At 43.4% G+C, this 24,761-nt stretch carries 21 protein-coding genes; 11 read left to right on the top strand and 10 right to left on the bottom strand.

Translation table 11 applies throughout. The annotated features are described in order from the left end of the window. Positions 1-318: 318 nt before the first annotated feature. Genes ACXAH2_RS12205 through ACXAH2_RS12185 form a run of 5 tightly spaced genes read right to left on the bottom strand, consistent with a single transcriptional unit; the run spans position 319 to position 9,100 of the window. Positions 319-2,388, bottom strand: coding sequence for an AIPR family protein (locus tag ACXAH2_RS12205; RefSeq protein WP_475078838.1), 2,070 nt, complete (start codon positions 2,386-2,388; stop codon positions 319-321). After that, complete coding sequence (locus ACXAH2_RS12200; protein WP_475078836.1) at positions 2,357-3,358, bottom strand: PD-(D/E)XK motif protein; 1,002 nt, start codon at positions 3,356-3,358, stop codon at positions 2,357-2,359. Before ACXAH2_RS12200 ends, ACXAH2_RS12205 begins: the two co-directional genes overlap by 32 nt. Next, positions 3,351-6,047, bottom strand: a complete 2,697-nt coding sequence (locus ACXAH2_RS12195; RefSeq protein ID WP_475078834.1) for a Z1 domain-containing protein — start codon at positions 6,045-6,047, stop codon at positions 3,351-3,353. Before ACXAH2_RS12195 ends, ACXAH2_RS12200 begins: the two co-directional genes overlap by 8 nt. Next, on the bottom strand, positions 6,037-7,521 hold the full coding sequence (locus ACXAH2_RS12190; RefSeq protein WP_475078833.1) for an ATP-binding protein: 1,485 nt from the start codon (positions 7,519-7,521) through the stop codon (positions 6,037-6,039). Before ACXAH2_RS12190 ends, ACXAH2_RS12195 begins: the two co-directional genes overlap by 11 nt. Before the next feature lie 55 nt (positions 7,522-7,576). Beyond that, complete coding sequence (locus ACXAH2_RS12185) at positions 7,577-9,100, bottom strand: DNA cytosine methyltransferase (RefSeq protein ID WP_475078832.1); 1,524 nt, start codon at positions 9,098-9,100, stop codon at positions 7,577-7,579. Positions 9,101-9,625: 525 nt separating this feature from the next. On the opposite strand from ACXAH2_RS12185, the gene ACXAH2_RS12180 reads away from it, so the two are divergent. Next, positions 9,626-10,201: a histidine phosphatase family protein gene (locus ACXAH2_RS12180; RefSeq protein ID WP_475078831.1), complete on the top strand. Its 576-nt coding sequence runs from the start codon at positions 9,626-9,628 to the stop codon at positions 10,199-10,201. 107 nt (positions 10,202-10,308) lie between these two features. Further along, positions 10,309-10,611 carry a hypothetical protein gene (locus tag ACXAH2_RS12175; RefSeq protein ID WP_475078830.1) on the top strand — a complete coding sequence of 101 codons (303 nt, stop codon included), beginning with the start codon at positions 10,309-10,311 and terminating at the stop codon, positions 10,609-10,611. Positions 10,612-10,630: 19 nt separating this feature from the next. Here ACXAH2_RS12175 and ACXAH2_RS12170 read toward each other — a convergent pair whose 3' ends face one another. Both ACXAH2_RS12170 and ACXAH2_RS12165 read right to left on the bottom strand, forming a co-directional pair. Continuing rightward, entirely contained in the window at positions 10,631-11,203 is a 573-nt protein-coding gene (locus ACXAH2_RS12170) for a nucleoside 2-deoxyribosyltransferase (RefSeq protein WP_475078829.1), read from the bottom strand. Between the two features lie 69 nt (positions 11,204-11,272). Next, a complete protein-coding gene (locus tag ACXAH2_RS12165) occupies positions 11,273-12,178 on the bottom strand; it encodes a LysR family transcriptional regulator (protein ID WP_475078827.1) in 906 nt (301 codons plus the stop codon). Positions 12,179-12,208: 30 nt separating this feature from the next. On the opposite strand from ACXAH2_RS12165, the gene ACXAH2_RS12160 reads away from it, so the two are divergent. The 4 genes from ACXAH2_RS12160 to ACXAH2_RS12145 all read left to right on the top strand — a co-directional run bounded on the left by ACXAH2_RS12160 (position 12,209) and on the right by ACXAH2_RS12145 (position 16,419). Continuing rightward, complete coding sequence (locus ACXAH2_RS12160) at positions 12,209-13,714, top strand: coniferyl aldehyde dehydrogenase (protein ID WP_475078826.1); 1,506 nt, start codon at positions 12,209-12,211, stop codon at positions 13,712-13,714. A gap of 34 nt (positions 13,715-13,748) precedes the next feature. Beyond that, positions 13,749-14,426, top strand: a complete 678-nt coding sequence (locus tag ACXAH2_RS12155; protein ID WP_475078824.1) for a type 1 glutamine amidotransferase domain-containing protein — start codon at positions 13,749-13,751, stop codon at positions 14,424-14,426. A gap of 89 nt (positions 14,427-14,515) precedes the next feature. Beyond that, positions 14,516-15,421 carry an efflux RND transporter periplasmic adaptor subunit gene (locus tag ACXAH2_RS12150; protein WP_475078823.1) on the top strand — a complete coding sequence of 302 codons (906 nt, stop codon included), beginning with the start codon at positions 14,516-14,518 and terminating at the stop codon, positions 15,419-15,421. Beyond that, positions 15,382-16,419, top strand: coding sequence for a DUF2955 domain-containing protein (locus ACXAH2_RS12145; RefSeq protein WP_475078822.1), 1,038 nt, complete (start codon positions 15,382-15,384; stop codon positions 16,417-16,419). The genes ACXAH2_RS12150 and ACXAH2_RS12145 overlap by 40 nt, the downstream gene beginning before the upstream one ends. On the opposite strand, the gene ACXAH2_RS12140 is transcribed toward ACXAH2_RS12145, so the two are convergent. Next, positions 16,411-16,821, bottom strand: coding sequence for a winged helix-turn-helix transcriptional regulator (locus tag ACXAH2_RS12140; RefSeq protein WP_475078821.1), 411 nt, complete (start codon positions 16,819-16,821; stop codon positions 16,411-16,413). The genes ACXAH2_RS12145 and ACXAH2_RS12140 overlap by 9 nt on opposite strands. Before the next feature lie 77 nt (positions 16,822-16,898). After that, the gene (locus ACXAH2_RS12135) at positions 16,899-17,402 is read right to left on the bottom strand and encodes a substrate-binding domain-containing protein (protein WP_475078819.1); all 504 of its coding nucleotides are present in this window, start codon (positions 17,400-17,402) and stop codon (positions 16,899-16,901) included. A 215-nt stretch (positions 17,403-17,617) separates the two neighbouring features. On the opposite strand from ACXAH2_RS12135, the gene ACXAH2_RS12130 reads away from it, so the two are divergent. Further along, a complete protein-coding gene (locus ACXAH2_RS12130) occupies positions 17,618-17,935 on the top strand; it encodes a DMT family transporter (RefSeq protein WP_475078817.1) in 318 nt (105 codons plus the stop codon). A 49-nt stretch (positions 17,936-17,984) separates the two neighbouring features. Continuing rightward, the gene (locus tag ACXAH2_RS12125; protein ID WP_475078816.1) at positions 17,985-19,181 is read left to right on the top strand and encodes an MFS transporter; all 1,197 of its coding nucleotides are present in this window, start codon (positions 17,985-17,987) and stop codon (positions 19,179-19,181) included. Positions 19,182-19,240: 59 nt separating this feature from the next. On the opposite strand, the gene ACXAH2_RS12120 is transcribed toward ACXAH2_RS12125, so the two are convergent. After that, on the bottom strand, positions 19,241-21,445 hold the full coding sequence (locus ACXAH2_RS12120) for an EAL domain-containing protein (RefSeq protein ID WP_475078814.1): 2,205 nt from the start codon (positions 21,443-21,445) through the stop codon (positions 19,241-19,243). 223 nt (positions 21,446-21,668) lie between these two features. Between ACXAH2_RS12120 and gmk the strand changes: the two genes are divergently transcribed. From gmk to ACXAH2_RS12105, 3 genes are all read left to right on the top strand, one after another. Further along, complete coding sequence (gene gmk, locus ACXAH2_RS12115; RefSeq protein ID WP_475078813.1) at positions 21,669-22,292, top strand: guanylate kinase; 624 nt, start codon at positions 21,669-21,671, stop codon at positions 22,290-22,292. A gap of 59 nt (positions 22,293-22,351) precedes the next feature. After that, on the top strand, positions 22,352-22,576 hold the full coding sequence (rpoZ, locus tag ACXAH2_RS12110) for a DNA-directed RNA polymerase subunit omega (RefSeq protein WP_475078811.1): 225 nt from the start codon (positions 22,352-22,354) through the stop codon (positions 22,574-22,576). 66 nt (positions 22,577-22,642) lie between these two features. After that, entirely contained in the window at positions 22,643-24,760 is a 2,118-nt protein-coding gene (locus ACXAH2_RS12105; RefSeq protein ID WP_475078810.1) for a RelA/SpoT family protein, read from the top strand. Position 24,761 lies beyond the last annotated feature (1 nt).

Here is a 24,761-nt window from a genome sequence, read left to right as displayed (position 1 = left end):
TATATCCCAAAAGACTAAGTGTAGTTTGCAGCAATAAAGTTAAAACTCTATAGGTCAATAGGGGTTGAAGAAGTGATTTTACTCTGACCCATTTTATTCCTGACTCATTTTATTCATGTAATTAAATACAAGCTCTTAGCAGCGCTCAGAACTTTGCTTGTTATATCAAAGGGCTTGCAATGAATAATTTCATTCGAGTGAAGTACTCTTGAGATTTTGAATTAAAACGCAGTAAAAATACACTAGACTGTAAATTAATTATATTACCTGTTTATTCATTTTTTTAGCTCATTTTAAGTGGAACTGCATTTTAGCTCACTAATGTAAAACAGTAATATTTTCTCCTTTGACCCTTTCAAGAACTTCAACGAGTACAAGGCATTGCTTCTCTGTGGGTATCTTACTTGGGATTTTTATAGCTATCTTTATAATATCTATTTCTTTTTGAGACAGCAGTCCTTTTGATCGACATTGCTCTAAAAGATTTCCCCACCTGTTCGCTGGTATCTCCAAGACCTGCTTCTGCGCCTCAATACCATCGTCCATTTTCTGAACTTTGCGAGCTTGCTTTTTCTCGGTCTGTATAGCTTCTTTTGAAACAAGGCTATCTTTAAAGCCCTGTGGCAATAATTCATCCAACCTAACTAATTGCTCTCTTAGTCTTTGCCAGCATCCTTCCTTTTTACACCACTCTGTAACGTTCGATATGCCCTGCTGAGGCAAAGTAATCTCGTCATGAACGAGCTCGGAAGTAACCTCTAATGCTCTTTCTAAATCACTTGATATAAACTGCGTGTTCCAAATACGCATAAAGTCTATAGACTTGTCTTGCGTTGAAGCATAATTCCCTAATAGAGCTAATGTATAAGCAACAACATTTGCTCTGTAACCACCGTTATACCAAGGCTGAGCTGAAACCAGCTTTTCTGTTTTTCTAAACAGGATGGCGCGGGCGATAGCTCGTTTATAATAGAACTCACTAAAGCCTTCAGATGATTTTTCCCATTCAGAGCCAATTCGCTTAGCATACTGAGCAAAGTTTTTCTGCGCCCCAAGGTTAACGAACCTTGGGTTCTCATCCCAGACGTTCTCAAACTTAGCAAGGTCGGTTTTGGTGAACATCTGTGGCTTGGGATTCTCTGCCTGGAATTTTTTCTTTTCACCTTGAGTACGCTTACTTTGCGCGTCAGCATATTGACCACGAGCACGCTCATAAAACCATTTTGTCTCTCGTAGTGCCCCTTGTTGAGCAGGAGCCCATATACGCCTTGAGAATTCTTCCATTCGAATATGAAACGGATGGTTTGAAAAGAAATCAGCAGCATTTACTCTGTTCTGAGTGTTAGCGTATTCAGAAATTCGCGGCACGACCGTTTCACTTTGCTCGCTATCAATAACTGATAGCTTCATCTGAACAAAAATTCCTTCCAAGGAGGCTTTATCTTTACGACTTGTATGAAACAGCGAAGCTGTAGTTTGACCACCGTTCACTATTTGTAGATCTTTCATGCGAACCACTTCAAGCCCGCCATCACCTTGCCTGACTTCCACTTCCTGAGCAGTCGCAGTAATACCATTGTTATAGGCAAAGAACATTTGCGGCTCATTGATAATGGTACTTCTGATACCCTTATTAACATTCCCTCGGGCCTGCAAAAAACATCGAACGTTTTGCTCTAATAAGCGAGCACCATATTTCTCATACATTGATGACAAAATAGTTGCTGGAATTACTATCAGATAAGACTTGTAAGTATCTGATCCTAAATGTGCAGGCAAACACGAAATCCCTGCCCCATAAGTTTCAGGAAAATTGATCTCAAGAATTTCTTTATGGCCTCGGGAACTTTGTTGGCGCTGTAACCTCGAAACATCCCAAATATGATATGAAGCTGGAACTCCAGAAATTTCGCCATCTTCGATAGCGCTAACTCGACCACTCAAAGCTCGCTCGGAAAAAAGATAAAAGTTCACCTTTCGAATTGCACGTCCTCGATCGTAAATTTGCCTTGATAGCCCATACTCAGGGGCTGTCTCTTCGAGATCTTTGAACAACTCCTTGCTTTTACTTGCTTCAAAAAACTTCGCAACTCGCTTAAAAGCGCTATCTACGTCAGTCCCCGTAAGAGAAGCTAACTCTTCTCTACAATCGAAATCAGCAATAAAAAGATCTAGAGCCCCCTCATCATTAAACCAGTAGCCATCAACCCTCATTCCTCTTTGTGCGCGATAGTGACAAAGCTCAAACCCTTCCAAAAATCCAGTGTCCATCAACTCATCAGCGACGGTTTCTACAAACTGTGACAATTGAAAGCTACTACTGGCTTCCGCCCCAGCTAACAAGTCCTGCTTGAAATCATGAAAAAATTCCTGGATGGTTTGTTCCATTTGACTTCCCCCATACATCCTTATCTGCGCATAAAAAATCCCGAACGCTTTCTAACTTAATTTCATAACCAACTCTTGTAAGGCCTGTATTTAATTCTGATCTGACAATCTTTGGAAAATCACTTTCGACACGATATGTCTGCTCTTCAGCGACAATAAATTTAGGCTTATCGTAAACAAGCATTTGCACATAGCCAGCTTTAGCCAGCTTTGTATCAAACATCTCTATAGCTTCAGCCTCAGTTAGCATTCCCTCAACTGCGTTTACTAACTCGTTCAACGAAATTGATGCTTTTGATTCAGGCATATCAACCAATCTAAAAACCTTAAGAAAAAGACTGCTACTTAAGCTTTCGAGCTGATCTTCGGAAGATATTTTAACTGCATTTCTCTCTCGGCCTGATAATGACTTAACTTCTACGGCTGTATCGGAAAATATAAAATCCTGATGAGATGTTTCAGGCCCCTGCCATGCTTCTAATGCGTCCAGCTCAGTATTCATTTCACCTAGCATTTGTTGCAGGAACTTAAGCTCACTGAACAAACCCCTTACTTCTTCGGCACTAAGCATCCGGCCTTTCTTCCCAGCCATGAATGCTTTCCAGCGTTTTATTTGGGAAAGAGCTACAGACAACCCAACCAAAGGGTCTGAGACTTCAGAAAGTTCATGGATCAATGTTTCGCTTAAGCTATAAAAGAGATCTTGATCAACATGCTTCTCAAGAACCAAAATCAGACCCTGATTTCCCGTCGTGCTTAGCAATCTGTAATCAATCTTTATCCCATGAATAGAAACCATGTTTTTTTGAAAGATCTCTGCCCCATCTTCACTCATTTCATAAATAAAGACACAGTGACCGCTAGAGTCCTTTCCCCAGTACAATGGAAGATGTTTGCTGATTTTTATCTGTCTTACACTGAGATCTTCAGTAGGCGTCTTAATATCATCCCAAGGTCTATATCTATTCATCGTTGTCTTCGACCTCACCTTGGATCAAAGTGTCTAAATCTACTCCAATAGATTTTTCTAAGTAAACTCTATTCGCAACCACTGAAACAGTATGGAAATAGTCAACTCTAGGAAAACTAAACACGAAAGCAGGAACCGAACCATTCTCAATTTCTTCTCCAACCAATTTCAGGTTATAAATCATTAAAAGTGGCTTATTTCTCTCCACCCTGTAATACCTATCTGCTGGTTTCTTAATCTCTTTTCCTTTTGCTTCAGCATCTCGGACGGCTTTATCCATGGCTGCATCTCTTTGCTCTTGAGACAATCCATAGTGCTCATGCCTGCCGCCCACTCTTCCTTGGTTTACACTCCATGTATTTTCTGCTTTTGAGTAAGTAGCTTTCCGTCGATTTGGACTTAAGACATAGTTGTGTTCTGATGAGTTTTTCTTTTCTGAAACTAGGAGAACATCAGAAAGTGGGAATTGGGTTACAATTGAACTTAGGTACTTCAATGCAAAATTTCTCTTTTCCGACGTTTTAGAAGTGCATTGAAACTGACTTAGAAATGTCACAATACTTCTTGTATTAACATCATCCAAATACCAGCCCTTACCTTCAACAGAGGGTAAAAATTCTCTACCTTCTACACCAAAGTTATCTTTCCAATATTGAGCGACTAAATTCTGATTAAAATCATTTATTGATTGATCGTTTGGAAGGTTCTCACTTTCGACAGCTTTTTCACTGTAACTCTGTCTTACAGTTATACTTTCAGCAGATCTCATCTTATTTGAAGCTGTAACGAGCAATGTGTCAGGATGAGACATTACATATAAGCCAAAGTCTTTAGGGCTTAATCCATCAAGTCTCATCTGTATAACCTGATCTCGCAAATCTTCTGATGAAATCGCGATATGCGAATACCAGTCTATAGAATCTTGAGGCAAATGAACTTTACACAAGTCATCGTATCCAGTTCTGTAACCGAACCAACGTCCCATCTGCATTAGGGTGTCGTACATTCGAGTATTTCTGTACATGTAACTAATGCATAGACCCTCAATTGTTAGACCACGAGAAAGACTTAAACCACCTACAGCAATAGCTGTTAAACCATGACCATCTCTTTCATATTTCTTGTAATCAAGCGGCGCATTGGACTTACTGTTAACAACAAAAGTTCTTATGGATTCAGCAGCGTCATACAAAGTACGCTTTAGCTCTTCCCAAGAAACATCTGCATCCCAAAAATCAGCCTCAAAAACCCGTTTCAACTGGTCCATATTTTCATTTTTTTGAGAAACTGAATCCGGCATCAAATAGTTTGCCTTGATGGCTTCCCTCAGTTTTTTAAGATATACGCTGATATGTGTGCGGACTAATGTTTGAACATCCACAAACCTCGAAACGTTTACAAGCATTGAGCAATGCTTTTCATCTTGCCCCCTTATCTTTCTGATCGCTTTCACTACAACAAATTGCCGTATAGCCCTGTAAAGCGATGGAGGCAGATCTATAACGTCAAAATCTTTTTTATGAACGAAGGGAATATAGTTCTCTGCGTCATCAATTGTTTCCAAAATTCGATCAGAACTATCATCCAAGAAAACCCTATCAGGGCCAAAATATGTTGTTGGAGCATCGAGACAATAAATAAAGTCCCTAGGAAAGAGCTCTTCTCGAATTTGTTCATCACCATAAGCATCAGGATTAATAAAAATATTGGCGAACGGAGTTGCCGTGTATCCAACGTAACAAGACTTATCAAACAAACTCAAAATCTCTCTAATTCTTCTGTTTGTCTGTGTTGGATCATTGTCTTCTTTTTTGGTGTTGATTGATGCGTTATCAGCTTCATCATCAATCATAAGCATAGGGACATCTTTAATTTTTCCATGCCCTTTAGAGTTCAGCTCATCCAACCAGCGGTGAAGAGACTTTAATGTTGAAACATTTTTCTTGATAACGAGTATCACAGGCTTACTAAAGTCATTGAGGCTCCAACCCTGATGAGCTGTATTTTTATTGAAATCAGTATAAATATTTGTCAATGATGCCGGGTGGGGGTAATCATCATGGCCGACCCCGACAATTTTCCATTTATCCTCCACACGTGTCCTACCTACGAATCCTTCATCAACCCGCTCCTGCGTCTGTTTACGAAGGTTATTGTGCACACCAGCGATTACAATAATGAACTTGTATCCGGCATCGGCAGCCTTAGCTACCAGACCTAAGTAATTAGCTGTTTTTCCAGATTGAACGTGGCCAATCACTAATCCGCGACGATCCCAAACACCCGGAGACGTTGGATCTTGAAGATGGCCGAGTATATTCATACCAACATCACTTAACGACTGAACTACCATAGGAGACCAGCCTTCATCTCTTAAATGCTTTTCGTAAGCATCTGAATAAAACCACTCGATATCCTTACGCTTATATACCCACTCCTTATCATGAGTCGCTTCAGGATCGACAAGTGAAACACCCAACCCCATTTTAGAATCTATTTCATAGTATGCTTCTTTGGAAAAGGTAAGGGCGTCCAGCTCTTGAATCCCCATCATTTTTGCCAAATCTATAGACAAATCATCTACTTCTTTGCGGGTCGGAACGTATTCTTTCCATTTACCTTTAGCGATATTAATTAGAGCAGAGATAAAAACTTTCTTTGCTTCAAAATTCACTTTCTCATTCCCCATTTTTTATCCCTTCAAAATATTGTTCCACCAATTCTTTATGAGCATCAAACATACGTACAGAGTCAACAACACTCCGAAACGTATCAACATCCATCTCACCAGAACCAAATAAAGAATTTTTAAGCTCTGCAAGCTTTTGCGAAACATTGTTTTTCTCTATTGAGAATTGATCAACGCTTCTTGGCGCTGAAGAATAATCCGAGTAGATCATCTCTACTGGAATTGCTGCTGAAACGGCTTCCAGATATGAATGTAAAATTGAAGACTGCTGGTCTGACAACCCTTGCTTTAAGCTTTGCAAAAGAGGATGAGATAAATTCAACTCAAACCGAACTCGATCTTTATCGCCATAACGTTCCCAAATTGGCTCAGGAGCATCCTGGAAAAGCTTCTGCCCTCTACCTCGATGAATTCTGGTACTTGTGCCAGTGACCTTAGATATTATTTGCTTAAGTCTTTCTCTAACTTCATGCGGTGGTCTTGCTCGCGATTTTTTAATATCAATTGTCCAGCTTTCATCTAGAGCATTTGGAAAATCAATCTGAACCCTGGCAAGCTTGGTAGCCTCGCCCTTGGGAACCAACCTGAACCAGTCTCCCCAAGCCATAAGTCTACCATTGCGATATATATATGCGCCCTGGTTAGATATAAAACCACTACGGTCTTCATAGAAATCATATTCTTCAGCAGTAAGCTTACTATGATGAGGCAAAATATATGGCTGAATAATGACGTTTTCGCCGTCGACACGAACTATCTCTTCAGGAAGAATCTGTGTCGCTTTTATTCTTCGACAAAAAGGATCAAATGGCTTAACTGGATGTCCATTTATTCGAATTGATAATTTAGGGCGATGCCTGACTTCCCCCTCAAGAAATCTATGGAAAACTAGGGATAAATGACGTTCTAAAAGATCCAGTTTTTCGGAAACAATTTCATCCCTTTTACTGCCATACTGATCTTCAAAGAGCCGATCTAGTTTCGTCCAAATAACAGCCGTTCCAGTTACAACCAACTGATCTATGTAAGGAATTTTTTGAGCGTCTTCTCTATCTAGAATTGACAAACACCATTCATCTTTCTCACTTACATAATCCAAGTCCCACTCAGCTCCACAAAAATGTGAATTTTTAGCGCTTACGACAGTTAAATTTCGACACTGTGAGAATGATGCTGTTTTCAAACCGAGCCCAAATCGCCCCAAGTCATTTGGCTCTCTTGCCTGTTTGGGGTTAGCGGAGCCATGCTTCATTGCGAGTAGAAGTTCGTCCTCTGTCATTCCACGTCCGTTATCTAAGATAACTAGTGTCGGTTTTTCACAAGTCAAATCACAGTAGACATCGACTTCTGTTGCTCCAGCCGTAATACTGTTATCAATAATGTCAGCAACAGCTGTCGCCAAAGAATATCCAAGGTCTCTCATAGACTCTGACAATGACGAGGCACTTGGTGGCAATCTGTACTCTCTAGCCATCAAAATATCCTTAAAATGGTCACGTTGAACTGAAAGCGTTAATCTACTGATAGCTTTATAGAATAGTTAAAACAATCTCACCTATTTGCCGCGCCAAATATGGAGGCACAGCATTTCCAACCTGCACGTACTGCTGCGTTCTATTGCCCTCAAATAGGTAATTATCAGGAAAAGTCTGCAAACGGGCCGCTTCTCGCACCGTTAAGCTACGACACTGCTTTGGGTCATAGTGGATAAAGTAATGCCCATCCTTTGATATATGGCTCGTTATAGTCGTCGCATATTTGCTGGCGGCTTGGGTTCTAAAACGATCCGCGTGACTTCCAGATTTCCAGTTTTCGTGCTTGGGCGCTAAATCATCAGGAAAGTCTCGAGACTTTGGCGATACCCCTCCACTCAGTTGAGTATAGGAAGCACTGTATGCATACCGCAATAAATCACTTTCCATATGACCACGAGTTTCATGATTAAGCACACAGATTGGAGCGTTATCTCGATACCATTCGGCAAGTTTTTTTGGCACTTTGGTAAGCGGCTCAATAGGCTGATCTGCAGATCGAGCTAAGTTTGTGAATGGCTTTAAATCTAAACGGCTTGCCCCATCAAATTGCTTTTTCAGTAAGGCTTTTATCTTGGTTGAATTTTGGGAAACAATCTTTTCCCAATCTTTTAGGTCATCTGTCCGCTTCGAGAAGCCACTACGCAGCTTCGGCAGGTCGTCAATTACTTGTCTGACAGAAACTTGTTCGTCAAAGCGATGTAACGTACTAGGCACATTTTTAATGTCCTCCCGTACACCAAGTAAAATGACCCTATGGCGGGCCTGTGGCACGCCATACTCTTCAGCTTTGATCAAAAAGTCTTTTGGGTCATGGTAAACAGGATTATTGGGGTCGTCCGCACTTACGACTAAAGAGTGGACTCTGTATTTGGGGCTCTCGATTTTTGTCGCTTTCCCGGGGTCTTGTAAGTCTTCAAGAATGCTTGGGAACATAACAGTACCATCGATTTTAGCAGACAGTATCCCTCTGACATTCTCCATGACAAAAACATCAGGCTGTGCGATGGAAAGTACTTTAAGATACTCTTTATATAAAAAATTGCGATGATCGTCTTCAGCCTTGTAGCCTTTTATGCCCGCATTACGAGACCGTCCAGCCAGAGAGTAAGCTTGGCATGGTGGCCCACCAATTACGACTTTAGGGCCATTATCGTGAAGCCTCACAAGTTCCGTAATACGTTCATGAATTATTTCGTTATCATCACCAAGTGCTCTAGGACTATAAAGAGTTTCCATAGTCGCTTCTTTGGCTTGCTCTGGATATTGATCAAAAAGTTGCTGCCGAGTTATCTTACCTTGTACGTATTTGTTATAACTGGCTAGCCCACCTGTTAAATCTTTTATTTTCCGATAAAAAGCCCGAGTTGTAAGCGTTTTATGTGCTGAAGCTTCTTTTTCAACAGAAATACCTATCTTAAAAAATGGATTTCCATTTTCATCTTGTACCGATGAAAAGCCTTCCCCAAGTCCACCAGGGCCTGCAAAAAGATCAATAACTAGAGCTTGTTTGGTTTTCATGTACTATAAAGCTTCTTTTCACAAATCGCATAATCATACCCCTAATAGATAACAAGACAAGATTAGCTGAGTGCTGCTACGACCTCTTCAATGACTTGCCCAACCAAAACAATGCACTTTTATGCGCATAAAAATGTAAAAACTCGCACTTTTCTGCGCGTAAGAGTGTGAAATGCAAATCGAGTATTCGTCAGTGTATTTTACTGAACGGGAAAATCTAGTGGTTAGAGGTCTACACAAAGTGACTTCAAAGGTAATAATCTGTAGACCTTGATATCTGATATTCGACACTTTGATTTATCACTCTTGGACACCGAAGTATCCATATTGAGCTTATTTTTAAGAAAAAACCAAGTTATGTTGATAGGAAAACCCTGTTCGATAAAGCCTTTCAAGACGGCCATTCCCATGACGAAAAAGCAGTCTATATTTTCATTTCTTTCCAGCCATCTCTTTCTAACCCAACATGTCATTTTTTCTCGTATACACTTAACCAATACTGTCGATCACTAGGGAATATGAAGGATGCAAAGCTCGATTCGAATTCGCCATTGGGTGTTTGCCTTGTTGATTTTTGTTTGCTCTGGGTTGCAAGCCGAGCCAAGCATTACCGAATCCTTATTAAAGCCAGGTGTGCATGTATTGATGCGTCATGCCCTCGCGCCAGGAACGGGGGATCCTAGTTATTTTCGTGTCGAGGACTGTACCACCCAGCGTCTTTTGAATGGCACTGGACGAGCGCAGGCTAGACAAATAGGCGAAGTACTGCGAGATCAGGGTGTGGATTTTGATTATGTGTTCAGCAGTCAGTGGTGTCGCTGTTTGGAGACCGCGCAGTTAATGGCAATGGGGGATGTGCAACCCGAGCCCATGCTGAATTCGTTTTTCGCGGATCGCAGTAGCGCAGAATCGCAAACACAAGCGTTACGTCAGAAGTTGATCTCACTGCCACCACAAGAAAAAGCCCTGTTCGTCACACATCAGGTGAACATCACGGCATTAACAGGCATTTTTCCCCGCTCTGGAGAGATGATTCTTATAGCGGTTTCTCCACAACAAACCATTGAAGTCGTCGGGCGCTACCTGCCAAATACTCAATGAGTCGCGGAATAAGAATACCAGTAAAATACACTAGCTCATTGTTTTGATTAGGCGTATTTTATTCTTCAACCATCGTTGTTGAATTTGCTTATTTACAAGGAAAATCCGTGTCTGAATACAACACCCTGTATGAATTTGATGCCAGCTGGAAAGTCACTCAATTAGTAGTTAAACGCTCTTTAGACCAAGTGCAAAGCGCTTTGTTAGTCACCTTTGAACGTCAAGGTCAGAAAATATGTTTGGCGTTTGAGCGCATTGATGATCCGCAAAATCTGATGGAGATGATGGATTTTCAACAAGTCACTATTAGTGAAGAAGTACAAGCTGAACGCGATTTCAGTACCATAAAGGTCGAGCTTTTCTGCGATGTATACGCTGAGTTCTGGTGCGACGCTGTTACTGAAAAATAATCAGATTCGGCTAAAAACCCTAGGCATTATACTTTGCTTTGAGCTGCTCCAGCACAGTTTCAAATGCTATTAAGTCGGTAAAGCGTTCTATTCCTGTTACCTGTTGAGTGACAAAAATCTCACTGGACGCCAGAATACCACCTTGCAACATTAGGTTATCCATTAAGCCAAAATTCTCGATACTATTGCCATCCCTGTCTCGAATCTCTTGATTATCAGCATTGGGCTGCTCACCCTCGCCAAAGGATTGCCAGACGCGCTCTAAATAAGGCGTCTGGCAGTTTGAATATCCGGCAATCGGTAAATTCAAACCACGCCCCATTCCCAGCTCATAAATGGTTCCAGCGTCTGCACTGGGGCCACGAAATGGCGTCAGATTAGCAAGAATAATGTCGCTGCGTTTGATCAAGGCTTCATTACCTAGACTAATTGCCATGGCGGTATCAAAACGACTTGCTTGCGGCTTAATGTCTTTATCAAGAGGAAACAAACCGATAAAACCATACTTGTCACACAAGGCTTTTTTGGCCTCTCCAATGTCCTTTGGATTAGGCAAAAAGACTTCGGGGCCAGCAAGATAAATCGTTTTCATACAGTAATCCATTTAAAGCGCGAATAAGTCCTAATGATAAGGTAAAGCGCCAAGTTTATTAAATATCAATTAATTAGAACGTTTTTCAGATAATTTTCGCAGCTCTGTCAATAATGTCTGCCTAGCATGAGACACACGCACTTGGCGCAGTGCGCTTGGCGACCAAATCAGAAAGTAATGAATCTCCCGCGTGCCCACTGGCGATGGGATTTCCATTAATTCACCGCGGGTGATTTGCTCTTGGCAAAGGAACTCAGGCATCACAGACCAGCCAAAACCTTTTGTTAGCAGTTTGCGTTGGGCTCGTAAATCTTGGCTCACCACAGAAGGCACAAGGGATGCCACGCTGATTTGATTTTTGATCAACCAAGGCTCAATCAAGGACAATTCCAAATTGTAGGCCAATAAGGGTTCCGCTCTAACAGCGGTAGCAAAATCCTCTGCGGATAAGATTCGTTCTACCACACTGGGTGCCGCCACAGGCAATACACGGCTGGTGTAAATACGCTCGCTTTTTAAACGATCATCTATAACAGGATGAGCGGAAATACCCAAATCGCAATGGCCTTCTAACAACATGCTCGACACCATACTACCGTTGCCCGTGTGCATACGAATGTTCACCCCAGATTCCAACAAGGACAACATCTGTTCACTGAGAATTTCGGCCATGAAATCCGCATGGCCAACAATTTGCAGCACACCGGAAATGTCCATGGATCGAGCACGGGCAGAGGCTAACGCGGCTTCTGCTGCGTCCAATTTGTCGCCAATGTCCATGGCCAATTCCTCCGCCGCCGAGGTGGGTTCCACCCCGCTGGGAGAGCGCTCAAATAATGGCCGACCAATAGCGACTTCCAAGCCAGCAATGTGCTGGGATACTGCTGGTTGCGTTAAATTGAGCGAGCGCGCCGCACCACTGATAGAACGCTGGCGATAGACTTCCATAAAAGTACGCATTCTTGGTAAGGACACAAACAGACCCCATAAAATTATTTATACCCCATGCAAAATAGCATTGTTACCCCCCTCACCTCAATCACTTCTACCATACACCTATCGAAAACAAACCACCCAAAGACAGGGAAATGTATGTCAAATGTCACTATTCAAGGCGAACTTGAGACGATTCTAAAGAGCATGAAGCGTCAGCAATTAAACAGCGGCCCTGCGTCTGCTCAGTTGCGTAAAGATCGCCTGCAACGCAGCTTAAAATTGATTCGTGAAAATAATAAAGCGCTCGCCAAAGCCATGAGTGAAGACTTTGGTCATCGTAGCTTGTATCAATCCAATGTGGCCGACATGGTCACTACCAGCAAAATGCTGCAGCACGCCATAGATCATTTGGATTCATGGATGCAAGCGGAAAAAACCAACGCACCCGATCCACAAATGCACACCGAAATTCAGTTCCAACCATTAGGTGTGATTGGTGTAATCAGCCCTTGGAACTTCCCTATTAACTTGGCTTTCGGTCCTTTAGCTGGCATTTTCGCTGCTGGTAACGCCGCCATGTTAAAACCGTCTGAGCTAACGCCTAAAACATCCGAATTGTTGGCTGAGCTAGTCGCTCGTTATTTTGCTCCAGAAGAACTCACCGTGGTGTTAGGGGATGCGGACGTAGGACAAGCCTTTAGTAGCTTGCCATTCGATCACCTAGTCTTCACTGGCAGTACAGCGGTCGGTAAACACGTGATGCGAGCTGCAGCTGAGAATCTGGTTCCTGTGACTTTAGAATTGGGCGGTAAATCCCCCGTTATGGTGGCCAAAGCCGCTGATTTAAGCAAAGCCGTTGAGCGCACCTTGACCATCAAATCTTTCAACGCGGGCCAGATTTGTTTGTCACCAGACTATGTCTTATTGCCCGAAGCGCAGACACCAGCCTTTAAAGAGCAAGCTCGTGACTTTATGGCGCGTACTTTTCCAAGCATTCAAGACAACCCTGACTACACCGCCATTATCAATGAGCGTCACTATCAGCGTTTGGTGAACTTGTTGGAAGACGCCCGTCAAAAAGGCGCTGAAATCATTAAGCTGGCACCACAAGACGAGCCTGCATACGATGCCAAAAGCCGTAAAATTGCGCCGCATTTGGTTATCGGAGTAAACGACGACATGGCCATCATGCAAGAAGAGATCTTCGGCCCATTGTTGCCTATTCGCCTATACCAAGAAGAAAGCGACGCCATTGATTACATCAATCAACAGCCACGACCGTTAGCGGCGTATTACTTCAATGAAGACACCGCAGCACAACAAGAATTTGCCCATCAAACTACCTCCGGCGCTTTGGTGGTTAACGACGTGATGACTCACGTTTCCATTGATGAACTGCCATTTGGTGGTGTTGGCCCATCTGGTATGGGGGCGTACCACGGTGTTCATGGCTTCCGCCAATTCTCACACGCAAAAGCCGTGGTCATTCAAAGCGAAGAAGGGGCATCAAACCTACGTTTGAGAGCGCCTTACGGCGACAAACAAGCGGCCGTAGAAGCTTTTTTTAATCGCTAATTCATCAGCATACAAATTAAACAGAGAGGATACTATGAAAATTTTAATGGTACTGACATCACACGATAAACTAGGCGACACAGGCGAAAAAACCGGTTTTTGGTTAGAAGAATTCGCTGCACCTTACTACACCTTCTTGGACGCTGGAGCCGAACTGGTTCTGGCTTCTCCGCTAGGTGGTCATCCACCACTTGATCCAAAAAGTGATTTACCTGACTTCCAGACACCAGCCACTGAGCGTTTCAAGCAAGACGAGCAAGCGCAACAAGTGTTGGCCAATACAGTGAAATTGGATGACGTGTCACAAGACGAGTTTGACGCCGTGTTTTACCCAGGCGGTCACGGCCCACTATGGGACTTGGCCGAGTCAACCACCTCGATTTCATTGATCGAAGCCTTTGAGCAAGCTGGCAAGCCAATTAGCTTTGTTTGTCATGCGCCTGGTGTATTACGTCGAGTGAAAGCCGCCAATGGCGAGCCACTGATTAAAGGCCGTAAAGTTACTGGCTTTACCAATGGTGAAGAAGCCGCTGTGGAACTGACGGATGTAGTGCCTTTCTTGATCGAAGACGAATTCATTCGCCTTGGGGGTCTTTATGAAAAAGGCGCTGATTGGCAACCACATGTGGTAGAAGATGGCCGTTTAATCACAGGTCAAAACCCTGCCAGCTCCGAAGCGGTGGCGCAGGCCTTGATTAAACAACTGGCGTAAGCTTTTACGCTTTCACCCTGCCATTGCGGTTATCAACTCACTCCTGATAGCCCATTGGTGGGGTGTTCTTATTTATAACAGGCACACTTATGAAACGTGATATTTATGCTTACCTAACGTCTTTTGTGCTGATATTAGCCATTACTTTTAGTGTCTTTTTGGTGATCAGTGACAACGAGGTTCCTTTCACCACTCAGGCTCGCGTTAAAACGGCGGCCTTAGACTTGTCTCCCGAAGTCTCGGGGCACATTGCCAAGGTCTTAGTCAATGAAGGCGATCGCGTCGTCACAGGCCAGCGCTTATTTGAATTAGACGACAGCCAATACCAATTGGCCGTGGACAAAGCGCAAGCAAATCTTCAACAAGCACAAAGCCAATGGCAACAAGCGGATCGCTATTTACAACGCGTCCAGTCTTTATACCAATCAGCGTCCACCAGCAAAGAGCAGCGCGATGAAGCCCTGGCGACTGAGCAAAGTGCCAGTGCCAATTTACAAGCTGCTAAAACCGATCTCAAAATTGCCCAACGCAATCTAGAGCACACCACGATTGTCGCTACCCAAGCCGGCATAGTCACCAACCTGACCTATCAAGTTGGAATGTATGTCACATCCTCTCCCCCCTTGGTACATTTAGTGAATCCACAAGGCTTTTGGATCGCCGCCGACTTTACGGAAAAAGGCTTACCTGCACTGACCGCCAATCGTGAAGTGAACATAGTATTTGATGCGTATCCCAATCAGGTCTTCCGTGGTCATATCCTTTCCGTTGATCCAGCGATTTCTGTTGGTGCCGAAAGCGTGACTAATTTGGCACAAGTTGATGAAGAAACTCGCTGGATTCGTCCTCAACAAAAAATTCGCGTTCGCATCCAAGCCGACCAAGCGCCAGAACTACTGGTAGCGGGCAGTCGTGCCAGTGTGATGGTGCGTGATAGCAGTCATGTGGCGGATATTTGGATGACCATATTGAGTTGGATGAGGTACATTTACTGATGTACGAACTGATTCGCAAAGCCCTGATCATAGTATTGTGTTTAATGTTGAGCAAAATGCTGCACCTTAGTGTCAGCGTCTATGTGGTGTTATTCGCCATCGTGGTCGCAACCACCAGCTTTTCTAAGCACTTATCCAGTTTATTACAGCGCTTAACCCCTGCTGTTGGAGTGGCAATTGGAGCAGTTTTAGTGAATCAGGCCTTTGCGGCACATCCTTTTATTATCTGGACCTGCTGCGTGGTGTATTTTGATCACGTTCGTCGTCATGCCGATAATAATCTGCGCATCCGCATGGCGACCTTGCCTTTGTTTATGATCATTTTTATCACTACTTATCACAACAGCAGTGATTACACCTTAGCCATGCCCAATATTATTCGTGATGTGGTGTTGAGCGCTTTATTAGCGGCTTTAGTGGCAAGTTTAGTGAATCACTTAATGCCAGTAAAAGTGCAGCCAGCTAAGCCTGATATTATTGCACAGCCTGTTACTAGCACAGATCGTTTGAAAACCTTGGTGTTGGTGGGCGGTGGTTTAGCCTTCATTATGATCAATGAAGTCACCAGTGCGGTGTTTTGTTTGGTGCCTTTGATCACTTCAGCGATGCAACCGACCCATGCTCACATGAAACAACACGCCATAGAGAAGATACTGTCACAAATTGGTGGTTGTAGTTTGGCGGTGATTGCTTCACTGATTTACTCCGGCACAGAAGTCAATTTATTCACCTATTTTATGATGTCATTTCTGCTGGTGTATTTGATTCTACACTGGAGTCATTACGCTGAAGTGAGAGATCGTGCTATTCATGCTGATGCTTTAATGGGCTTCTTGATCCCTTATCAACTTTATGTGGCACGATATGGCAACGATTTTGGTTTGAGCGCCATTGCCTTAAGAGCGGTGGAGTTGTTGATTGCGCTGTTAATTATTTATGTCTTGGCCCATTGGCTGAACCGACTCGGGCAAAAAGCTGCATCACAAACGTCAGTTTGAAATCTGTGATGCCTTGACGCTGTCCGCTGGTAAGATATCAAAGATATTGTCTTCCAGCCAAGAGACAAGCTCAATGACATGATCAGCCACTTTCAGTCCGGTTGGTGTTAAATTGTATTCCACCTTCGGCGGCACCACAGGATAAGAAGTACGCTGCACAAAGTTATCCTGTTCAAGGGTTTGCAGTGTCTGCGCGAGCATTTTTTCGCTCACTCCTTCAATGGAGCGGCGTAAATCGCTGAATCTATGACGTTCGCCATCTCGCAACACCATGAAAATCAACACTGCCCAACGGCTGGTGACGTGCTTTAAAATTTCTCGTGAAGGGCATTTAGTCGACAACACATTCCCGCGCGTGAACTCAACGACTTTGCCTTCTTGCGTCTCTATAGAAACACCCATATTCACCTTCTTTCTCATACTTACTAAAAGTTTGTAAGTGATATTCTACAGAGAAATCCCTTTCATACCAAATTTTTCTATCCTGCAGAAAAGGCGTTTTTGAATGCATCAAACAACCATTGCAATGCCGGTCCTCGCTCGCCGCCTTTTTTAAACACCAAATCCACAGGCACTGACCAGGGCTTGTGGTCAAACGCCGCATCCATTTTCACCAAACGGCCTTGAGCGATTTTGGGTTGTGCCAATGAGACAGGTACATAAGCCCAACCAATCTGCCGTTCTACCAATTCCAACACGGAATAATAACTGGAACACCACCATACAGAGGGCGTCATACTGATGAGGATTTGCGATTCTTGTTTACTTTGACCACGTACAGAAATTTGCCGATAAGGCGCCAGATCGGATTCCGACACCACTTTCTTCTTCGCCAAGGCAAAAGAAGGATGGCAGACCGCAATAAAATCCACACCGCCAACATAACAAAAGTCCACTTGCTTATTGATGTCCACTTCGGAAAACATGATGCCTAAATCACACGCGCCCGCTGCTACCACTTGTGTCACCTCTATCGACGCCATGGACAAAACATCTAGTTGTAGATGAGGAAATTACTCGGCAATAGCCCTAACTTCCTCGCACACGCGGAAAAGGAGCCGAGCTCAGCAGACAATACCAACATGTTTATGTGTTCTAGATTCAACATATGAATAATTTCGATAGTTACTAACTTTTAATCATCTTAGTTGTTGATAGTATGCGCGGCAAATAGTCTCTGTATTGGGAGGGCATGGTCATGAGTTGGTTATATTTGTTGTTAGCAGGTTTCACCGAAATCGGTTGGCCAATTGGTCTAAAAATGGCGCAGTCCAGTGAATCACGTTTGTTAGGCATCAGCATTGTGGTGATCTTTTTGTTGGTCAGTGGCAGTTTGCTATGGATGGCACAGAAAGACATTCCTATGGGAACCGCTTATGCCGTCTGGACAGGCATTGGAGCGGCTGGCACTTTCTTAGTCGGCGTTTGGTTTTATGGTGACCCGACGTCATTAACGCGCTCCATGAGGGTGTTGCTTATTATCCTTGGTGTCGCCTTACTTAAGTTCGCAGCTTGAGCGTATAATGGCGAGCTTACGCTAGCAATAAGCAACCTTAAGGACATACATGAACACGATAAAACAATTAATAAAGCATGATGCTTGGTTCTTGCTACTCTTTATTTTTCTCATTGCCCTGTGTTTGCGCGGCCCTGTCACAGGCTTACCACCTTTGCTGGATCGTATCAGTCAGGCATTGCAATTAAATAGTTCGCAGTCAGGATTACTGGTCAGTATCCCCTTGCTGGCCTTTGCGCTATTTGCTCCTGTGGCTTCCTGGCTAACGCGCTTTTTTCGCATTGAAAAGATTCTCGCCAGTGGTGTGGCGCTGATCGCCATCGGTATGTTGATTCGCGCCACCGGCTCAATTGGTAGCCTTTACTTGGGCGCACTTTTGATCGGTGCAGGCATTGCCATTGGCAATGTCTTATTACCAAGCTTGTTAAAGCGCGAGTTTCCTCAGTTTGTCGTACAACTCACCGCCATTTACGTTTTGATGATGGGCATTGGAGGCTTTTTGATGTCGAGCTTTGCTGTGCCATTAGGCGACTTCGCCAATCAGACTCAGCTTCCCATCAGCGGGTGGTCGTTTGCCTTGGCTTGTCAGGCGGTGATTATTTTGCCAGCGATCGTGGTGTGGTTTTGTTGCCGTATCACCCAGCATCATCAGCCTAAGAATACCCGCGGTGAAACCAATGGCACACTTTGGCATCGGTTATCCTCATGGCAAGTGGCTGGCTTTTTGGCATTTAATTCTTTGTTTAATTACATCGTTGTCGCCTGGATTCCGGCCATTTTAGTGAGTCACGGCTACACAGATACTACCGCTGGCCTTTACCAAGGCTATTTACAACTGGCAGGCGCATTACCTTCGCTCATTTTGGCGCCCTTTATCCAATACTTAGGCAGCCACCGACGTTTGTGTTTGTTCGCCACAAGTCTGACTGTGATTAGCATTTTGGGCTGGCTTTATGTGCCGACTTTGTCTGGATTTTGGTCGTTGAGCTATGGTTTTGGCATCAGTATGGGCTTTATTTTGGGACTGTCTTTTATCGGTATGCGTACCGATACGCCAAAACAAGCGGCCAGTTTATCTGGCATGTCGCAACTATTTGGGTACACCTTAGCAGCATTAGGCCCTGTCCTAATTGGCGCCCTATATGATTGGCAACAATCATGGCAACCACCACTCTATGTGCTCTTAATAATTGGCATCATTTGGATGACCTTAGGTTGGTTCGCTAGTCCAAAAGCTACTACATGACATTCATAAATACAAAACGCCTCTGATTAAGGCAATTTGAACTATATACTTCCTGGTCATTAATCTGCGCATGATTTCACCCAAGCAACGACTTTTTCCAAAGGCATTGGCTTAGCAAATAAATATCCTTGCCCCTGTTCACATCCTAAGGCCAATAAGTGCTTTTTTTGCTGCTCCGTTTCAATGCCTTCTGCAATGACCTCTAAGCCCAAAGAGCGTCCAAGTTCGATTATCATTTTTAAGATCTTCCAATCTTTAGCAGAATCTTCCATGCGCCAAACAAAACTGTGATCAATTTTAATCGTCGAAACCGACAAGGTGGATAAATAGGTAAGTGACGAATATCCCGTACCAAAGTCATCTATGTTTACTCTAACACCCACTTCCTTCAAAGTATCCAGATGTCGATTAATAGAAGTTTTCTCTTCTATAAATTGAGACTCGGTGATTTCCAACTCAACCAAACTATTATCTATGCCTTCTTCACTCAAAATGCGAGTGAATTGCTCAAAGTAATTAGGCCTAGCAATTTCATTACCCGCTACATTCACCGATATCGGAACTTCGATTTCCAACTGTTTCAAATGACCAATGGCTTTACAGGTTTTACGTAAAATCTGTTGATCTAGCCTATCTACCAAGCCACAGCTCTCTGCCAAGGCAATAAACTGATCCGGGGGGACAAAATTTCCATTCTTATGACGCCATCTTGCTAGCGATTCGAAACCAATCAACTTACCATCATGCAAGTTGACTTTGGGCTGGAAGTAAACTTCTATCTCATCTTTAACAATGGCTTCTCGCAATTCTTTTAGCAACTCATATCGCCCGAACATAGCCGACGCCAATTCCTCAGAAAACGCCAAAAAATGCACGTTTTCATACTTGGCTCGCTCCAAGGTACTTTTTCCTACACTGACTAACTGTTCGGCATCGTAATTGGGAAAATCCGCGATATTCAACAAACTAATGGTTAGATCCAATGAATGAATCGAATCATCTACTTCAATACTCGGGTGCATTACCTGCGCTAAATTGCCTTCGTGATATTCCTTATTGTCATAAATAATCATTACTATGGTATCGCGTTCAAATAGAGCCACATCCACCGCATTATCAAAAAAATCGCATAAATAACCGTATAAGGATAACGTGAGTTGATCACAATACTTTGAACCTAGAATGGATTCTGTGTAGGCCAAATCTTCGACATGCAGCATCAGTAATTTAGCTTTATCCCTCTCCCAAGGAAACATGTGACGAATTTCTCGCACTAGCCAGTTTTTATTATGTATTCCAGAAGTAGGTTCTATGTAGGCCAATTCAGATAATTTGTTATGAAGAGCGACATTACGAAAACCTGCACTAATGTTTTCACAGAACACCTGTAAAAGATTGATTTCACTGGACGACAAAGTGCGGTCAAGTTTTACCACTACAATGTAATCTCGGCCATCCAGCTCTTTATTCGAAAAATACAATACCGAGTAGCCATCAAGAAAAGTATGTTGCTTACTCAAACAGGTTTGCCGCGTCGCTTCAAGGAGAGCCTCATCATCTATAATGCGAGCGGCAAATTGATGCACACATTCTGAGTAGTCTCCATTCGCTGCAATAATTAACGCGTCTTCAAGCTTCTCTTGTCCAGAATTAAAAAAACACACTATGCCGCCATGCTCTATCCTTAGCAAATGACTGATTTCTTCCAAAATAGAATGCGTGTATTCGAGCATGTCTTTTTTTGAAGACAATCGCTGACTGGAATACAACAGCAACTGCATACTGTGGCGAGCTTCTTGCATCGCCAACCTATACTCCCAAGTACGAATATTACTCGATACTATGGTCTGCAAATGCGCTTGGGTTAATTCCGCTTTAGTCCAATAGTCATCAATATCGTATTCTTTAAGAACACTGTCCGGCAATGTCACATCCGGCTGCCCACTCAATAATACAATGCGAACCAAATTGTTGCCTATGACCTCTCGGATGGCCCCAACCACGCCCAAACCAGAACGATCGGATTCCAACATCACATCGAGAAAAATAACCGCTATATCAGGATTTTCGGCAATCACCACGGCGGCTTCACTCGCAGAGGAAACCTTTAGGAATTCAACATCCTTATCATCATAATGTAAACTGCCGAGACGATTCATAAACACCGTTTGATAGTCGGCATCAGCCTCTACCGAAAGTACTTTACAGTTTTTTCTGGGTGTAGATAAAAGGCTATTGGTGTCAAATTGAGAAGATAACTCCATTGCGACCTTTCCTTATGCAAAGTTAACTGTGCATCTTTATGTTGAAGCTTAGTCGGCTTTTCAGTTTTTTCCTGCAAAGCAATCAAATCACAAGACTTTATTTGCTCGACTCAAAGCCATTTACCAAGCTCAACGAACCTTCAGCACTAGCAATAAAAATAAAATTTTGTGGTACAATTTACGGCTCACAATTTCACATTGGCTAGTATACGAAGCAAATCTCATGGGCAAACAAGCAGGTAACCTTTTCATTATTTCAGCGCCCTCTGGCGCGGGAAAATCCTCCCTTTATAAAGCGCTTTTAAAGCAAGATGATAAGGTAAGAATTTCCATTTCTCATACCACACGAGCAGCACGTGAGGGAGAGGAAAACGGTCGCGAATACTATTTCACCGATGTGGAAACTTTTTTAGACATGATTGCTGATGACGCTTTTTTTGAACACGCTCAAGTGTTTGATAACTACTATGGCACCTCCAAAGCGGCAATTTTTGAGATGCTTGAGCAAGGCTTAGACGTCATCCTGGAGATAGACTGGCAAGGCGCTCGTCAAGTACGCAACCTCTATCCAGACGCCATTGGCATTTTTGTTCTCCCGCCGTCATTGGCTTCATTGGAAGAGCGTTTAAAAGGTCGTGCTACCGATTCTGAAGATGTGATCCAACGCCGCATGTCAAAAGCGGTCGATGAAATGTCTCATTATCACGAATATGATTTTGTCATCATCAACGATGATTTTGACACTGCACTTAATGAAGTGGCGGCCATTTTTACCGCTATGCGTGCTAAAACCGTGAAAATACAAGAAAAAAATGGCAATCTCATCAATGATCTCTTGTCTTTATGAGAAGCCGTTCAGTAAAATTACCCTTGGATAAACAGATAAATTAAACACAGAGGTCAAAAATGGCTCGAGTTACCGTAGAAGATTGCTTAGAAAATGTTGATAACCGCTTTGAATTGGTGATGGTAGCGTCTAAGCGCGCACGTCAACTAGCGACAGGCGGCGAAGATGCTCAAGTCGCACTTGAAGGCGACAAATTTACCGTGGTTGCATTGCGAGAAATCGCTGACAACCTAATCAACGCCAAAAATGTTGACTTGCAACAACGTCCTGTTCACGAGTTTTAAGCTCTATGCATGGTATCGCTCATTACACAACCGTCGCACCTCGTGTTTGCCTTTGTGAGGTGAGCGATGTATACCATTGAAGAATTGGCTCAAGGGTTAACTCAGTATTTACCCTATGATCAAGTCGCTAAGGTAAAACGCGCTTATTATTACGCTGAACAGGCCCATGATGGTCAAAAGCGAAAGAGCGGTGAACCTTATGTTACCCACCCACTAGCGGTAGCCAAAATCTTATCGGAATTACGTATGGACAGTGACGGCCTAGCGGCGGCACTTTTGCATGACGTAATTGAAGACACAGGTATCAGCCGCGAAGCCCTGGCGGAACAATTTGGCGAGGAAGTTGCCAGTCTAGTGGATGGAGTCAGTAAGTTGACCCATTTAGAGTTCAACAGCCAGATAGAAAAGCAGGCTCACAACTTCCAAAAAATGGCCATGGCGATGGCCGATGACATTCGTGTTATCCTAGTTAAACTAGCTGATCGCTTACATAATATGCGTACGCTGGATGCCATGCCAGCACACAAAAAACGCCGTATTGCCAAAGAAACCTTGGACATCTACGCCCCTATCGCCAATCGCCTGGGTATGTACAAGGTTCGTGTGGATTTAGAGTCCTTAGCCTTTCAAGCCTACTACCCAATGCGCGCCAATATGCTACAACGGGCGATTCACAAGAAATACGGTCAACAGCGCATCAAAGACATTCAAAAGCTAGAAGATACCATTCGTTCCGAATTGGCGGCGGATTATATTGAAGCCAAAATCAGTGTGCGCGAAAAACACATCTATAGCATTTATCAAAAGATGGACAAAAAACGTCGCTCGTTAGATGAAATCATGGATGTGATGGGAGTACGCATTGTCACTGATCGCCACGACAGTTGTTATCGCATCCTGGGCGTCATTCACGCGTTATTCAAGCCAATCGAAGGTCGTTTTAAAGACTATATTGCAGTACCTAAATCCAATGGTTATCAGTCTTTGCACACCACAGTGCTGGGCACTAACGGTATTCCAATGGAAATTCAGATTCGTACTGAAGAAATGGACTTGGTGGCTAATAATGGTATTGCTGCTCACTGGGCATACAAAACCAATGGCAGCGATAACACACCAAACAATCATGACAGAGCCACCAAGTGGGTGAAAAGCCTATTGGAAATTCAGCAAAAAGCTCGCAATCCAATAGAGTTTGTCGACAACGTTAAAAACGATTTGTTTCCTGATGAAGTCTATGTGTTTACGCCCAATGGTCAGATCATCGAATTGCCTTCTGGCGCGACGCCGGTCGACTTTGCCTACGGTGTTCATACTGAAATTGGTAACTCATGTATCTCTTGTCGTATCAATCGTCGCCTTGCTCCACTGAGCACGCAACTGGAAAGTGGCCAAACGGTTGAGATCATTACAGCGAAAAATGCCCAGCCTAATGTGGCTTGGTTAAGCTTTGCGATCACAGGTAAAGCTCGCACCAATATTCGTCATTATCTCAAAGACAAGCAAAGAGAGAACGCCATTTCCATTGGCCGTCGTCTATTAACTCGCTCATTAAATGCTTTCCAAACCAATATCGACGAACTGACACCAGAACAAATCAAACAGGTTCTGAAAAATCATCAGATGGACAGTCTAGACGATTTGCTGGAATCCATTGGCAAAGGTCGCCATGTTGGATATTTGGTGGCCCGCGAGCTTTTCCCGAACATAGATGAAGAAACCTTGGTGACCCCTAAATCCTTCAAAGTGAATGGCTCCGAAGGCATGCTCATTTCCTATGCTAAATGTTGTGCACCGATTCCTGGCGATCCTATCGTCGGCTTTGTACAGGTCGATAAAGGCATTATCATTCATCACTTAAATTGTCCCAATATACAAGATCATTTATCCAGTCCTGAGCGTTTTATCCACATGTCTTGGGGTAAAGAGATCGAAGAAGAATTACACATTAGCTTGATTGTCACCTACATCAACGAACGCGGTGCGGTCGCTAAAATTGCCAGTTCCATTAGCGATACCGATTTTCAAGTGTCGAATCTAGACATTATTGAACGTGGTCGAGTCAGCCGTTTACGCCTTAACATCACCATCTCCAGTCGCGTTGGTTTGGCCGATGTCATGCGCCGAATTAAGGCGGTTCGTTGCGTAGAGAAAGTGTCTCGCGAAACCATTGTTGGGCGCTGAT

The organism is Marinomonas sp. ABL3_031 (genome assembly GCF_056161265.1).
Note: the sequence above shows the minus strand (reverse complement) of the source record. Positions and strands in the feature narration are given on the sequence as shown.